This is a genomic window from Microbacterium sp. p3-SID336 (genome assembly GCF_025143365.1).
Lineage (GTDB): Bacteria > Actinomycetota > Actinomycetes > Actinomycetales > Microbacteriaceae > Microbacterium.
The window spans coordinates 1-14,698 of sequence record NZ_JALXPE010000016.1 but is presented as its reverse complement, the minus strand read 5'-3'; the positions used below and the strand labels follow the sequence as shown (position 1 = coordinate 14,698).

General features: G+C 67.3%; 14 protein-coding genes. 10 read left to right on the top strand and 4 right to left on the bottom strand.

All coding sequences use genetic code 11. From position 1 onward, the window contains the following. Positions 1-152 precede the first annotated feature (152 nt). The 3 genes from M3C17_RS06450 to M3C17_RS06440 all read right to left on the bottom strand — a co-directional run bounded on the left by M3C17_RS06450 (position 153) and on the right by M3C17_RS06440 (position 4,098). Complete coding sequence (locus M3C17_RS06450) at positions 153-590, bottom strand: hypothetical protein (protein ID WP_074040857.1); 438 nt, start codon at positions 588-590, stop codon at positions 153-155. Between the two features lie 873 nt (positions 591-1,463). After that, on the bottom strand, positions 1,464-2,348 hold the full coding sequence (locus tag M3C17_RS06445) for a DNA-processing protein DprA (RefSeq protein WP_074040858.1): 885 nt from the start codon (positions 2,346-2,348) through the stop codon (positions 1,464-1,466). Positions 2,349-2,445: 97 nt separating this feature from the next. Beyond that, on the bottom strand, positions 2,446-4,098 hold the full coding sequence (locus tag M3C17_RS06440) for a ParB N-terminal domain-containing protein (RefSeq protein ID WP_074040859.1): 1,653 nt from the start codon (positions 4,096-4,098) through the stop codon (positions 2,446-2,448). A gap of 565 nt (positions 4,099-4,663) precedes the next feature. Here M3C17_RS06440 and M3C17_RS06435 point away from each other — a divergent pair. The 4 genes from M3C17_RS06435 to argS all read left to right on the top strand — a co-directional run bounded on the left by M3C17_RS06435 (position 4,664) and on the right by argS (position 9,178). Next, a complete protein-coding gene (locus M3C17_RS06435) occupies positions 4,664-5,752 on the top strand; it encodes an ArdC-like ssDNA-binding domain-containing protein (protein ID WP_074040860.1) in 1,089 nt (362 codons plus the stop codon). Between the two features lie 20 nt (positions 5,753-5,772). After that, the gene (locus M3C17_RS06430; protein ID WP_131941896.1) at positions 5,773-6,501 is read left to right on the top strand and encodes a DUF2637 domain-containing protein; all 729 of its coding nucleotides are present in this window, start codon (positions 5,773-5,775) and stop codon (positions 6,499-6,501) included. Next, a complete protein-coding gene (locus M3C17_RS06425) occupies positions 6,498-6,932 on the top strand; it encodes a hypothetical protein (RefSeq protein WP_074040861.1) in 435 nt (144 codons plus the stop codon). Before M3C17_RS06430 ends, M3C17_RS06425 begins: the two co-directional genes overlap by 4 nt. 569 nt (positions 6,933-7,501) lie before the next feature. Next, positions 7,502-9,178 carry an arginine--tRNA ligase gene (gene argS, locus M3C17_RS06420; RefSeq protein ID WP_074040890.1) on the top strand — a complete coding sequence of 559 codons (1,677 nt, stop codon included), beginning with the start codon at positions 7,502-7,504 and terminating at the stop codon, positions 9,176-9,178. 91 nt (positions 9,179-9,269) lie between these two features. Here the strand turns inward: argS and M3C17_RS06415 are convergent, their stop codons facing one another. Then, a complete protein-coding gene (locus M3C17_RS06415; RefSeq protein WP_074040862.1) occupies positions 9,270-10,103 on the bottom strand; it encodes an SDR family NAD(P)-dependent oxidoreductase in 834 nt (277 codons plus the stop codon). A 141-nt stretch (positions 10,104-10,244) separates the two neighbouring features. Here M3C17_RS06415 and M3C17_RS06410 point away from each other — a divergent pair, with 141 nt between their 5' ends. From M3C17_RS06410 to M3C17_RS06385, 6 genes are all read left to right on the top strand, one after another. Then, positions 10,245-10,802: a TetR family transcriptional regulator gene (locus M3C17_RS06410; RefSeq protein ID WP_074040863.1), complete on the top strand. Its 558-nt coding sequence runs from the start codon at positions 10,245-10,247 to the stop codon at positions 10,800-10,802. A 105-nt stretch (positions 10,803-10,907) separates the two neighbouring features. Further along, a complete protein-coding gene (locus M3C17_RS06405) occupies positions 10,908-11,555 on the top strand; it encodes a TetR/AcrR family transcriptional regulator (protein ID WP_074040864.1) in 648 nt (215 codons plus the stop codon). Then, positions 11,552-12,538, top strand: coding sequence for an MDR family oxidoreductase (locus M3C17_RS06400; protein ID WP_200829309.1), 987 nt, complete (start codon positions 11,552-11,554; stop codon positions 12,536-12,538). The genes M3C17_RS06405 and M3C17_RS06400 overlap by 4 nt, the downstream gene beginning before the upstream one ends. A gap of 36 nt (positions 12,539-12,574) precedes the next feature. Next, positions 12,575-13,216 (top strand): SDR family oxidoreductase, encoded by a 642-nt coding sequence (locus tag M3C17_RS06395; protein WP_074040865.1) that lies wholly within the window; start codon positions 12,575-12,577, stop codon positions 13,214-13,216. 12 nt (positions 13,217-13,228) lie between these two features. Next, positions 13,229-14,182 (top strand): TIGR03571 family LLM class oxidoreductase, encoded by a 954-nt coding sequence (locus tag M3C17_RS06390; protein ID WP_074040866.1) that lies wholly within the window; start codon positions 13,229-13,231, stop codon positions 14,180-14,182. Positions 14,183-14,229: 47 nt separating this feature from the next. Next, positions 14,230-14,698: Dps family protein (locus tag M3C17_RS06385; protein ID WP_259976820.1), on the top strand; the 469-nt coding region annotated here is incomplete at its 3' end.

The window sequence follows — 14,698 nt, the reverse complement described above, 5'->3', positions numbered from 1 at the left end:
CAGTCCCATCGCCACTCGGGGGCGGTGCTCATGCGCAAACTATGGGGCATCGAGTACGAGTCTGGTCGTATCGGCCCGCCCAGAAGTTGCATACTCGGAGTTATGGCTCTGGGCGGCCGTCAGAGTTAAGGAGGGCTGTCGGCCGGTGTCTCTCACTGCGCGAGCAAGGTGTGCCTTACGTCACCGGTAATGCGGCGGCGTTCGGCGACGGTGTGGGTCGGCGCCGTTCGACCTTCTGCGACGGCGATGCGGCGTTCGTTGCGGATGGCGGCGCGGACGGCGAGGTTCTCGTGGCCGCGGGCGATGAGGAGACGGATGGTCGCCGTCACGCCGTGGACGGCGAGTTTGAGGGCGGTCCACCAGAAGACGAGCATGCCGAGGTAGAGCCATTCGGTATGTCCGAGGCGGACAGCACCGTAGCAGCCGATCCCGACGACGAAGTACAGGGCGCCGAGGAGCACGGCGGGCACGCCCCAACGGTAGCCTCGCCGCGTGCGTAGGAGCGTGACGAGTCGATTGCTGGGGAGCCACCGCTGGCACCAGTTGTAGACGGCGGCGGCGGGGCGCATGGCGAGTGAGATGAGGAACATCAGGGGCCTCCTTCAACGGTCGAGCACATTCGTGCTCGGTTGTGTTGTTGGTGGCTGGGCCCCTTCGCACCGATGGTGCGTCCTGAATCCTGAAGCATGTAATTGCCCGCCGGGTGCTGTCGATGGTACCGGGTGTTGCATGGTGCCGCTAGGGCTTCCTTCTTGCGGTGCATCGGGTCCGTGCAGGGATGTTACAGGTCGCGGATGTGCGGGCGCGAGGCGTGCAGCACGCTTGGAGCTGCCGGGGCCTTTGCTGTGTGCAACATGCTGCGGGGGCTTCGTGTTGCGGGTGTGATGTGCGGGCTGTTGTGCGCGTGCGTGTTGCGGAGCACGTTCGCCTCGCCATCGCGTATGGCGGGCGCGGTGCCGGGGTGTTTCGGCTCCGGTCGCCGTTGTCGGCGGTGTGAGCGCCGGTGGTGGTGAGGCTCGATCCCTGTTCGGCCGTAGCGCGAGCTGTGGAGTTGCGCGCGTGGTGATTTCTCGGGCCCGGGTCGATGTCTCGGCAAGTTTCAGGCGCGGGCGCGCGTGCGGTGTCGGCTGTTTTATCGAGCGAGAGCGGGATCGCTGCGTAGCGGCGGCGAGGTCGCATCGACGCGGGCGCGGAAGAGGCTTCTGCCGCAATAATGCTCGATCGGCGTGTAAATGCAAGACGTGTATCCGACTGTGAGAAGAGCGGGTGCGGAGCGTGGTGGAGGAGGTCCGCGGGGCCGGTTTCGGGTCGAGCGGAGGCGGAGCTGGCGCCGGGTGCTGGGTGCGTGGGCTGGTCATGGTGCTGGCGGCGAGGGTCGGGCGCAGGGTGCGGTGTGAGAGGGGTTCGGGCGGTGCCGACCGTGGCTTGGTAACGCGGTCGGCGCCGTCCGGGGGTGCTGGCGGTTACTCGTCCACGGTGGGGGCGAGGTCGTCGGCGCTGGTGATGAGGCGGGCGATGCCCGCTTGGATGAGGAGGTGGCATCCCGTGCTGGTGGTGCTCGTGATCGGGCCGGGCACTGCTCCCACGGTGCGCGCGAGGCGGTGCGCGGTGTGCGCGACCTGGGGTGCGCCCGAGCGCGCTCCGGCTTCCACGATCACGGTTGCAGCGGCGAGCGCTGCAAGGATGCGGGTGCGTGCAACGAACCGGGAGCGGGTCGGTGCAACACTCGGCGGGGTCTCGGTGAGCACGAGGCCCTGCTCGGTGACCTGATGTAGCAGGCCGGTGTTGCCTGCCGGGTAGGGGCGGTCGATGCCGGATGCGAGGACGACGATGGGGTGTCCGGATGCGGCGAGGGTTGCGCGGGTGGCGACGGCGTCGATCCCGTACGCGCCTCCGGTGATGATGCTGCGCCCGGTACTGGTGAGGTCGTGGGCGAGTTCGGCGGCGGCGTGGTCGCCGTAGCTCGTGGCGGCTCTGGCTCCGGTGATCGTCACGGCTCGGGCGGGGGTGCCGGTGAGGAGGTCGAGGTCTCCGGATGCCCAGAGAGCGACGGGGCGTTCCGTGCCGAGGTCGTCGAGCCCGGTGGGCCATTCCGGGTCCGTGGGGATGAGTACCCGGTGGGTGCCGTCTGCGGCGCTGTCGAGGGCGTCGATCACGGTCTGTTCTGCGATGGCGGGCGGGAGCGTATCGAGGGTGTGCTGGACGACGGCGGGGCCGTTGGTGCCGGTGAGACGGACGGCGGGCGGGTTCGGTTCGCCGGGGATGGTCAGACAGGCCAGCGCGATGCGTGCGTAGCGTTCCTGCTGGTCGGGGTCGGCGGTGATGCGGTCGAGAATCTGGGTGCTCATGATGTCTGCTCCTGTGAGGTCGCGAAACGGAAAGAGGGAGCGGGGCCGGTCACCGACGGCGATGCGATGGCCGGCCCCTGTGGTTATTGACGGCGGGTCAGGCGGCGTCTGCGACCTCGGCCCCAGCGTCGGTCGCGTTGTCCTCGTCTGTGCCGCGTGCCTCGGTGGCGTCGGCGGCGTCCGTCTCGGTGGACGGCTCCTCGTCGTCGGCGGGGTTCTCGAGCGCGGTCACGTCCTCCGGCCCGTTCTCCTCGTCGTCGGCGTCACTGGTTGCCTCGTCCTCGTCCGTGCCGCTCTCCTCGTCGGCGGCATCCGTTTCCTCGGTGGGGGTCGGAGCGTCCTCGCCGGGGGTGGCGCTGTCGGGGTCGGTGATGAGGGTTTCGACGTCGGAGAGGGTGTATCCCCATGCGGCGAGCTGGTCGAGGTACTGGCGGATGGACTCGTTGGGGTTGCGCCAACTGTTCTTGTCGGTTGCCGCTTCCATAGCGCCGAGTGCGACGGCGAGCAGTGCGTGTCCGGCCTTGGTCGGGGTGGCCTGGGTCATCGCGGCGATGGGGTGCGGCTGCCCGTAGTGGCGCTGACCGTCGAGGCCCAGGAGGGTCGCGGCCATGTCGTGCCCGTCGTTTGCGGCGCGGGCGACCTCGTAACGGCTGTCCGCGATCACGGTTGCCGCGAACGCGAGCGCCTGAGAGGGCAGACGCTTCCGGCCGAGCAACTTGGTCACCCATGCGCGGCGCACCTTCTCCGCGCTGACCCATGCCTTGTTGTTCGCGACGACGCGGCGACGTTCGGCCTTCTCCTCCTCGGTCATCGCCCCGGATCGGGTGGTGGGCTGGCTGTGCCGGATGGAGGTCAGGCCGTGCTCACGCCAGTTCACAACGACGTGCGCGACGTCGATGCTCCCCCACCGCTCCCCGATAGCGACGGCGTGCCCGTCCTTCCCGGCGTAGTTCTCCTCGGTGACGCGCTCGCCGTCGGCGGTGAGGAGGTCATGGAAGAACGCCACGTCCTCGTCGCCCCATGCCGGGTAGTCCACGACGATGTATCCGTCTGCTTCGTACTGGGCGCGCAGGGCCGCGATTTCCTCCTTGGTGGCCTTGTCGTCCAGGTGCCGCTGGGCGTAGTGGTCGAACGATTCCGGGTCGCGTGCGGCGATGCTGGTGAGTTCGGCCAGCGCGTCCGGGTCGTCCTCGAACTCGGTGAGTATGAGTGCCTGGTCGAGGGTGAGGGCGTGCTGGGTGACGGCGGTCTTGGCGATGTCGCTTTCGGCGACGGCAAGACCGGTCTTGACGGTGGTGCGCTTGGTGCCGGTCTGCTTGGCGATCGCGGTGACGCTCATCCCGTCCAGCGCCAACTGCCGCCATGCCTCGGCCCGGTCGGTGTCGGTGAGGCCTGCGCGGTGTTCATTGGTGATGTACTGCTGGATGATGCGGATGCGCTTCTCGTCGGAGGCGTCCACGACGTAGACGGGCACGTCCTCGGCGTCTGCCTCGCGGGCGGCGAGGGTGCGGCGCTGGCCGTCGCGGACGATGATGTTTCCGTCCTGGTCGGGGTGAGCGAGGATGGGCACGATCACGCCGTGGAGCTTGATCGAGTTGACGAATGCCCGGTCGAGGTCGACCTGTGAGCGGATGTTGTCCTCCACGACGAGGGCGTGGGGGCTGATCCGGCGAACCTCCGGTCCTTGCACGGCCTCCTGGGCGGGGGTGAGGTCTGCGGCCTGGGTCGGGGTGGTGTCGATGATGGTCATGGCTTTCGGTTCCTTTCCTGAATCCCGGAGGGCCGTCACACCCGGTGGTGTGGCTGTTCCCTCCCTGCCATTGCCTTTCGGCACATGCCGAGAAAAGGGGCCAGGAATGAATGCGCAAGGCCGAAGAGTCAAAAAATCTCCTCCCCCACGCCAGGGGAAGGAGATCTACTATCGGGGAGATTTTTTGCGTGCCTTGCGCAGAAGGGAATGGTCCCGCACAATCAAGCAGCCGAAAGGCAATCCGCAGGATTGCCCAACCAGTGCTGCCACCGCGTCAGCGGTGACCGCCTGACTTTCCGTGCAGAAGCGGCGACAGCGCCAGCCCGCAACTCGGGAGGAATCTGGACACGCGACGGCGAACAGGATGAGCGGCGGAGAGTAGCGAGAGGGCGATGGCGGCTCGGGAGTGCCGGGCACCCGGGATGGTTACTCGCGGGACAGCAGCAGGTTCCCGAGGTCACCTCCAGCACGGACTTGTGGGGTGTGACGCGCGCACCTGTCCTCACGAATAGCCGATCCGAGCGTGGTCGGTGCGGACGTGAAGGCGGTGGTCTGAGTGGCCCGAATGAGACGTTCACCGGCCGAGGTGCAGGCGGCGCGTGAAGCCAAGCTCGACGAGATGGCGGAGAAGCTCGAGACTGCCGTCGCGGGGCTGACGACGGGTGAGGATTGGAAGAGGGCAATCGAGTTCGCGGCCCGGTTCAGATCTCGGAGTTTTCGGAACACACTGCTGATCTACGCCCAGCACACCGACGCATACGAACAGGGACGAGTATCGACGCCGGTGCCGACGTACGTAGCGGGGTTCAACCAGTGGAAACAACTCGACCGGTCGGTCGACAAGGGCCAATCCGGGTACATGATCTACGCCCCGGTGATGGGGCGATTCGCGTCGAAAGATCCCTCCGATCCGATGTCGTGGCGCAGACTGCAAGCCCGGGAGAAACCTGCAGCAGGCGAGGTGGTGCGTTCGAGGATCGTCAACGTGAAGCCCGCCTACGTGTGGGATGTGACGCAGACCAGCGGGTCGGAGATCCCGGAGCGGCCAATGCCGCGGCTGCTCGAAGGAGAGGCGCCGGCCGGGCTGTGGGCGGGGCTCGCCGCCCAGGTCGCGACGGAGGGATTCGAGTTGCAGGACGCGGTGGATGCGACTTCCATCTGGGGAGCGAATGGCGTGACGATCTACGACACGAAGGTTGTCGCAGTTCGCGCGGACATGGACGATGCAGCGCGGGTGAAGACGCTGGCGCACGAACTCGGGCACGTCCGCATGCACGACCCGGCTGAGGCCGTCACCCATCATCGAGGCATCCGAGAGGTAGAAGCGGAGTCGGTGGCGATGATGATCGGCGCGGCGCACGGCATGGACACCAGCGACTACACGATTCCCTACGTCGCGACGTGGGCGCAGTCGGTGGCGGACAAGGAACCGGTGGACGTGGTGCGCGAGACCGGCGAGCGGGTGCGTCGCGTGGCACTGGAAATCCTCGACAAGCTGCCGGATGCGGGCATCGGCGATGGGTACCCGCCCGGGCTTGACCGCACCGGCCCCGACGCTGAACGGGAGACGTCGCGGGCCCGGACGGTGGAGTTGGGTACGGCGACTCCGGTGCGCACGACGGCGACGGTCGACGTCTCCGTGCCGGCGCTGTGACGGGTATGCCGCAGCGTCGGATGGGTGCCTGGGTCGTCGGTGCCTCGATCATCGGCACGGTGCTGCTGGGAGTCGGCGCGTTCTGGCTATCGTTCACCGCGCTCGCGGACCTCGCGTCCCGCGCGGGCACCGCGGTGGGGCTCGCGTGGGTATGGCCGTTGATCGTGGACGGGGTAATCGTCATCGCGACGATGTCGGTGGTCGCCTTGTCACCGTATGGGCGGGCGGCGACCCGGTATCCATGGCTGCTGTTGGCCGGGGCAGCGCTGGTGTCGATCACGGCGAACATCACGCACGCACTGGTCGCCGCTGACGACACCGTGCCCGGCATAGTGGCGGCACTCGTGGCATCGGTGCCACCGATCGTACTGCTTGCGGCCACGCACTTGACCGTGGAGCTGGGCCGCTACCGCCGCGCCGTGCCGACCGTCGGTGAGGATGCCGATGTCGTCCCGGCCACGACCCTGATGCAGGAAGGGAGGTTGGAGCGTACGCCGGTTCGAGCGTTGGCGTCCGGAACAGTGAGCACAGCAGTCACAGCGGAAGACACGCACGCGGCATCATCTACGCCGAGCCGGGCGCCCGCGGATATGGGCGGGCCTGAAGAGGCGATCCGATTGAGCAAGCGGGGTCTGTCGAACCGACAGATCGCGTTCGAGCTCGGTGTCCATCCGACGACCGTCGGACGGTGGCTGAAATCAGTCGAGAAGCGGTCCGAGACCGCAGTGGAGAAAGAGGAGGAATCATGAACACGGCTGACGACGAGCGGTACATCCCGCTGAAGCAGGATGGCAGGGATTCAGTAGTGACTGTGGCGTCTGAACGAACGGCCGGGCCGGAGCATGTGGAGACGGCGCAAAGGGATTCGGACGCGCTGGCTCGCTTGTCGGACCCGGCGTTGGCGGCGCGTCGGGAGCGCATCGCCGCTCAGGTGAAGGATCGTTCGCGGCTGACGTGGATGCCCGCATCGGAACTGATGCGACACAGCAGCCAACGTGCCGCGGACGCGATCAGTCACGGGCAGGAGAGACTGCACCGGGCTGTGCGGGACGCCACGGTAGCCGGTACAAGGAAGGTGGCGCAGGCCGTCGGCGAGCGGGTACGAGAGTTGGGCACGCCCCGCCCCGTCATCGGGCGACCGCAGCAGAGCGAACCTGTGGTGACTCGTCAGAGCATCTGAGCGGCACCGCGTCGGAGACCGACGCCTTGTGCACTGCGCAGCGGAGGGCCAGTCGATCCGGCGGGCGCGTCGAGTTCGCTGATGTGCGGGAGGTCAGACGCGACATACGCAACTTTTGGTCTTTGGGGTCCAGTCTGCGTCTAGGGTGGTCTACAGGGCGGCCCTACGCTGTCCGGCGAGGCCGTGAGGACGGTGGACACATTGAACGTGACTAGCCCGGGCCACGTAACCGGGAATCTGAATTCGCAAAGCAGGCGAAGCCCCAGCGAGCGAAGCAACACGGATGCTCTCACTCGACCACAGCGCGGCGAGCGTTGCAGTGAGCCCCTTTCCACGCTGCTCGACCGGGTGCCAATAGGCTGGACCCGTGTTGTCTACAACGGACGTCCCTACGGACTAGCTCGAACGGAGCACGCAGGCGGACGAAGCGTCAGCATCTACGCCGAGGAACTAGGGGGAAATGATCTAGTCAGCGCCAATGTGTACCGGACTCAGGACGCTGACTGCCTCCGGGCCTGTGAGATGCCTGACGCAAAGGTTCTCGCATTCCTACGCGGGTGGTCCCCGGGGTGACAAAGGGTCTCGCCGCCGCTCTCCTCGCCGTCGTCGCGCCGATCGCCGCGCGGCGATGCCCGGAGAAAGCGCTCGTTCTCAGCGCCACCGACATTGTGCTGGAACGTCCACGGAACCGCGATCATGGTGACTGGGCCAGCAGCATCGCCATGAAGATCGCCAAGCGTCTCGGTGCGGACCCGTACGAGCTGGCGCGGGAGATCGCCGAGGAGCTCGCCTCGGCCGACGGCATCGCGTCGGTCCAGGTGGCGGGACCTGGCTTCATCAACATCCGCGTCGAGGCGGGAGCCGCGGGCGCTCTCGCGAAGACGATCGTCGAGGCGGGCGTCGACTACGGCCGCAACGACACGCAGATCGGCAACACGATCAACCTCGAGTTCGTGAGCGCGAACCCCACGGGCCCGCTGCACATCGGCCACACCCGCTGGGCCGCGCTGGGCGACAGCATCGGCCGGGTGCTGCAGTTCTCGGGCGCGACGCTGGCGCGCGAGTTCTACATCAACGATGCCGGCGTGCAGATGGACCGCTTCGGCGCCTCCGTGCTGGCCGCGATAAAGGGCGAGTCCACGCCCGAGGGCGGTTACCCGGGCGAGTACGTGACGGAGCTCGGTCGTCGCGTGCTCGAGGCGCGTCCGGACATCCTGAGCCTGCCGGCCGACGAGCAGCTCGTCGCCGCGCGCGATGACGCGTACGCGCTGCAGCTGACGGAGATCGAAGGCTCGCTCGCGAAATTCAACGTGCACTTCGACGTGTGGTTCTCGGAGCGCGTGCTGCATGCCGCGGGCGAGGCGGGAGGGCCGGGCCTCGTCGACCGCGCCGTGGACCGGCTGCGCGCGCAGGGCTACGTCTTCGACCGGGACGGCGCGGTGTGGGTGCGCACGACGGACTTCGGCGACGACAAGGATCGCGTCATCCGCCGCTCCAGCGGCGAGTACACCTACTTCGCCGCCGACGCCGCGTACTACCTGAACAAGGGCGACCGGGGGTTCGCGCACAAGATCTACCTGCTCGGCGCCGATCACCACGGCTATGTGCACCGCCTCAAGGCGCTCGCGGGTGCGGTGGGCGAGGACCCCGAGAAGGACGTCGAGATCCTGATCGGCCAGCTCGTCTCGATCGGCGGTGCCAAGCTCTCGAAGCGCGCGGGCAACATCATCGAGCTCGATGACCTGCGCGAGTGGCTCGGCACCGACGCGCTGCGCTACTCGCTCGCGCGCTACCCGGCCGACTCGCCGCTGTCGCTCGACCCCGACCTGCTGCGCAAGCGCACGAACGACAACCCCGTGTTCTACGTGCAGTACGCGCACGCCCGCACGCACAACGTGGCCCGCAACGCCGCCGACGCGGGCGTCGACCGCTCCAAGTTCGCCCCCGAGCTGCTCACGCACGAGACCGAGTCGGCGCTGCTCGGCGCTCTGCAGGAGTTCCCGCGCGTCGTGGCGTTCGCCGCCGAGGTGCGCGAGCCGCACCGCGTTGCCCGCTACCTGGAGGAGCTCGCCGGCCTGTACCACCGCTGGTACGACAACTGCCGCATCACTCCGCTCGGCGATGACCCGATCGAGAGCGTGCACCGCACGCGTCTGTGGCTGAACGACGCCACCGGACAGGTGCTGCGCAACGGCCTCGGCCTGCTGGGTGTTTCGGCGCCCGAGCGGATGTGGCCGACTACCTGAGTGCTTGCGCGGAAGATGCCCGCCCAGAGGGGCCGCCGGGTGATCGATCAGCTCCCTCTGACGTGAGGCCGCGCTCTCCTGCACCCCTCCTCTATCGGGAGTGAAGGAGGCGCTCGCTCGCCGCCCAGAGGTCGCGCGCGAGTGTCTCGTCGTAGGCCTGGCGGTTGGCTCGGCGGACGCGACGCCGTACGAAGTACTCGCCGGATGGGTAGTCGGTTCCGGCTTCAGCGTCTGCGAGCCAGACGAGCGTGTCGGCGCCTTTGTCCGGGGTCTGGAGGATGCGCCGTCCGATCCAGGTCTGGTAGACGAGACGGAGGCCGGCGCCGGCCTCGGTGGAGAAACTGGTCGCGATGTTGCCTGGGTGGAACGCGGCACTGGCCAGGCCGCGGTCTGCGTAGCGGTGGTGCAGTTCCCTGGTGAACAGGATCTGCGCGAGCTTTGCGTTGCCGTACGCGGTAACGGGGCTGTACCGCTTCTGACCGTTCAGGTTCGCGAGGTCGATGCGCCCATAAGCGCGGTTCGCGACGCTCGAGGTGTTGATGACCGAAGCGCGGGATTCGATCAGCCTCTCCATGAGCAGGCTCGTCAAAAGGAATGGTGCGAGATAGTTCACCTGGAAGGTAACTTCATGCCCGTCGATGGTCAGTTGCCGGTTCCTGCCGAACACGCCACCGGCGTTGTTGGCCAGGACATCGATGCGCGGGTGACGTTCGAGGAGCAGGTGCGCAAGCGCGCGCACCTGCTCGAGTTCTGCGAAGTCTGCCACGTGGAACTCCTGCTCGAGCTCTTGCGCAATCCGCTGCGTCTTCTCGCGGCTGCGTCCCACGAGAACGATCCGATGGCCCCGTGCGGAGAGGGCGCGGGCCGCTGCCGCGCCGATGCCGTCACTGGCTCCCGTGATGACGATGACTTTTCGTGTGGGCATCCTGCAGCCCGCCTTCCCGGGACTGTAGTCCCCTACATGACACTGTAGTTTCAGTTTCGGGATGACAGTAGCATGAGTGGCATGCTTGAGGATCCTCGCCCACCTGTTCGACCGACCGCTCGGGCTCTTGCGCGAAGCGCGGTGGCGAACCATGTCGCGGAGACAGCCTTCGAGCTCTTCGCGGACCGCGGATACGAGAGCACGACAGTTGACGACATCTGCATTGCTGCAGGAGTCTCCCGCAGCTCGTTCTTCCGCTACTTCCCGACGAAGGAACAGGCACTGCTCAGGCGAGTAATCGGCTTCGGCGAGGAGATGCGCGAGGCACTGGAGAAGCGCCCCGAGGTTGAGACGCCGTGGACCGCACTGCGCCGTTCGCTCGATCCACTGCTCGCGATCTACAGCACGGACCCCGACCGCGCGATGCGCGTCGCACAGATGCTCACCGGCACGCAGGCTCTCGCCGTGCACCACGCGACAAAGGTCGCGAGTTGGCGCGACACGCTCGGCCCCGAGGTCTCACGCCGACTGGGCAACCAGTCGGACGACCCCCGCGACCCCCGCCCGGGGGCTTTGATCGCCGCGACGTTCGGATATCTCGACGCCGCGATCGCCGCGTGGGCTCAAGGAGACGGAGCCCTGCCACTCGCAGCCGTCCTCGATCACGCCATGGCGGCCATCGGCAGCGATCCCACCTGACGCGCCCCGCCAGCCAGTGGCCGATCCCTGCCCCGATTAGCCGATCTCTGCATGCTCTGCGCTCACTCGTAGATATTTAGAGACGGTCGGTCTAAATTCGCTGTCATGACCGACATCGCAGCTCGACCCCGCCGGGGACGCCCCCCGAAGATCCCTCGCGAGCACGGGGACACGCGCGAGGCGCTGCTGCGTTGCGGCATGGCGGTGCTGACGATGCAGGGCATCAGCGCGACCGGCATCGACACGGTCCTGAAGCGCGTCGGCGTGCCGAAGGGCTCCTTCTACCACTACTTCGACAGCAAGGACGCGTTCGGGTTCGAGGTGCTGCACCGGTATGCGGGCTACTTCGCCCGCAAGCTCGACCGATGGCTGCTCGAAGAGGGCCCATCTCCGCTGGAACGCCTGGCGCGGTTTGTGAACGACGCCAAGGCCGGCATGGTGCGACATGACTTCGAACGAGGTTGCCTGGTCGGCAATCTCGGCCAAGAGGTCTCCACCCTTCCCGAGGGCTACCGTGAAGCGCTCGAAGACGTGCTGCGCGACTGGGAGCGTCGCGTCGCGGCGTGCCTGCGACTGGCCGCAGACGCAGACGAGATCCCGCCCGGCTCCGACTGCGACGAGCTGGCGTCCTTCTTCTGGGTGGGCTGGGAAGGCGCGATCCTTCGCGCCCGCCTGACCCGCGACGTCCGACCGATGGGCGTCTTCTTCGCCGGCTTCCTCGCATCCATCCGTTTCCGTCCCGAGGGAGCATGATGTTCAGCGCAATCTCCATCGCCAAGGCCGACGCCGGATACCAGGCAACGCTGCGCGAACTCGACGACAGCGAGCTACCCGACGGGGACGTCACGGTTCGCGTGTCGTACAGCGGTCTGAACTACAAGGATGCCCTCGCGATCACGGGGAAGGCGCCGGTCGTGCGTCGCTTCCCGATGGTGCCCGGGATCGACCTCGCCGGGGTCGTGGAACACAGCGACAGTCCCTCCTATGCGCCTGGTGACCGGGTGCTGGTGAATGGGTGGGGCATCGGCGAGACGCACTGGGGCGGCCTCGCCCAGCGAGCTCGCGTGAGTGCGGACTGGCTCGTGCCGGTTCCTGATGCGATCTCGGAGCGGCAGGCGATGTCGATCGGCACGGCCGGATACACGGCGATGCTCTCCCTCATGACCCTCGAATCGCATGGCCTCACCACTGATTCGGGTGACGTCCTCGTCACGGGCGCGAACGGTGGGGTCGGCGGGTTCGCGATCGCGCTGCTGGCATGCGGCGGCTACTCGGTCGTCGCGTCGACCGGCCGTCCCGCTGAAGCCGACTACCTGCGCCGCCTCGGCGCTACGACGATCATCGACCGGACAGAGCTATCCGAGCCCGGCCGGCCGCTCGGCAAAGAGCGCTGGGCGGCTGCGATCGACTCCGTCGGCAGCCATACCCTCGCCAATGCCTGTGCCGGGACGAAGGCGGGCGGCGCCGTCGCCGCATGCGGGAACGCACAGGGCATGGATCTACCCGCCACCGTCGCGCCGTTCATTCTACGCGGGGTGCGTCTGCTCGGCATCAACAGCGTCACCCAACCTCACGACAAGCGCGTCGCAGCGTGGAACCGCCTGGCCGCAGAGCTTGACCTGGACCTGCTGCCCGCTATGAGCCGCGAGGTTGGCCTGAGCGAGGCCCTCTCCGTTGCCGATGACCTTCTGGACGGGCGCGTCCGCGGCCGGATCGTCGTCGACGTGAACCGCTGACCATCCCCAAGACCACACAAACGAAAGAAGAAGATCATGACGAAGATCACCGTGCTCGGAGCCGGCGGACGTATCGCAAGACACGCCATCGCCGCACTGCTGGAAGAGCCTGCCAACGAGCTGACCCTGTACCTGCGTCGCCCGGGGAGCCTGGCTGACGTGCCCGCCGACCGCGTCCAGGTGATCGAGGGCGACGTCCTCGATGAAGACCTCCTCACGCGTACCGTCACGGGGCAAGACATCGTGTACGCGAACCTCGGCGGGGGCGACATCGAAGCTCAGGCCCGCGCCGTCGTCGCAGCGCTGACCGCCGCGGGAACGCGACGGTTGATCTGGATATCCACCCTCGGCATCTACGACGAGGTGCCCGGCGAGTACGGCAAGTGGAACCACCGGATGCTCGACGGCGGATACCTGCAGACCTACAGCGCCGCCGCGAAAGTGATCGAGGAGTCCGACCTCGACTACACGATCATCCGTCCCGCCTGGCTGTCAGATGACGACGAGGTCGACTACGAGCTGACCCAGAAGGATGAGCCCTTCCAGGGCACCGAGGTGTCCCGCAAGAGCGTCGGCGCGCTCGTCGCCGAACTCGCCAAGAACCCGGCCGACAGCGTCGGCGCCTCGCTCGGCGTGAACAAGCCCGGCACCGACGGCGACAAGCCCTCCTGGTACTGAACGGACCATGCCATGACCGCTCTAGACTCACTCACCAAGGACGGCTTGTCCCTCGGGATCGAGCTGCCCCTGGACAACGACCTCGCTCGACGAGATGTCTCGGGTCAGGGTCTCTTCCCTGATCTGACCCGGCATCAGGAGAGGGCACAGCTCGCCGACCGGCTCGGATTCCAGGCCCTTTGGCTCCGGGACGTGCCGATGTGGCGACCGCGTGACTTCGGCGATGCCGGACAGATCTTCGACCCCATCCCCTACCTCGGCTACCTCGCCGCATCGACCGAGCGCATATTGCTCGGCACGGCAGGGATTGTGCTCCCGCTGCGGCACCCTGTGACGCTGGCAAAGGAGGCCGCCACCGTCGACGCTCTCTCCGGTGGGCGGCTGCTGCTCGGCCTCGCCTCGGGCGACAGGCCGGGCGAGTACCCGTTCTTCGGAGCCGATTTCGATCGCCGTGGAGAGACCTACCGCGAAGGCGTGCGTGTCATGCGTGAGATCTGGGAGCAGGCGGCGCAGGGCCGGATCGATCAGGACTCGTTCCTGCCCGCCCCTGTGGACGGGACGATTCCACTGATCGGGATCGGTGGCGCGCAGCAGTCCCCGGCGTGGGCGGCCGAGAATCTCGACGCGCACATGACCTACCACCGTGCAGGCCCGCAGATGCGCGCCGTCGCCGCGCAGTGGCGGGCGATATCGCTCAAGCCGTTCATGACGAACCTCTACCTCGACCTCGCTGAGAACCCGGATGCACCCTTCGAGCCCATCCGCCTCGGCGCACGGGTCGGCACCACCGGTCTCACCGATTACCTCACGGGACTGGCCTCGGCAGGGATCGCGCACATCAACCTGGTGCTGCGGCCGGGACGCAGAGATGTCGAGGACGTCATGGAAGAGATCGGACAAGACGTCATCCCCGCCCTCCGAGCCCGAACCGCATCAGAGCCAGCCGGCGCAGACATCCGATCGTGACCGAGTCCACCGAATCAAGAAACCAACGAGCAGGGAGAACGATTGATATGAGCAGCACAGACACCATCGCCACGACCGCGAGCGACCCGACGGCGGTTGTCGCGACCGCGCAGTTCCTCACGCCCGTCGTGCTCGGCCTTCAGGCACTGACGATCAACGCCAAGCAGGCGCACTGGCACGTGCGCGGCGCGAACTTCGTCGGCGTCCACGAGTTGCTGGACACCATCGCGAGCAACGCGGGCGATTTCGCCGACGCGGCGGCGGAACGCATCGTCGCGCTCGGGCTCCCGCTCGACGCCCGTGTGAGCGCTGTCGCCGAGAAGGGCGCCGTCACAAGCGTCCCGGCGGGATTCGCGAGCTCAGACGACCTCGTGCATGCCGTGATCGCGGACATCGACAGTCTCCTCGCCGATGTCCGCGCAGCGGTCGATGGCCTCGACGGCATCGACCTGACCAGCCAGGACGTCGCGATCGAGATCCAGCGCGGACTCGACAAGGACCGCTGGTTCCTCGTGT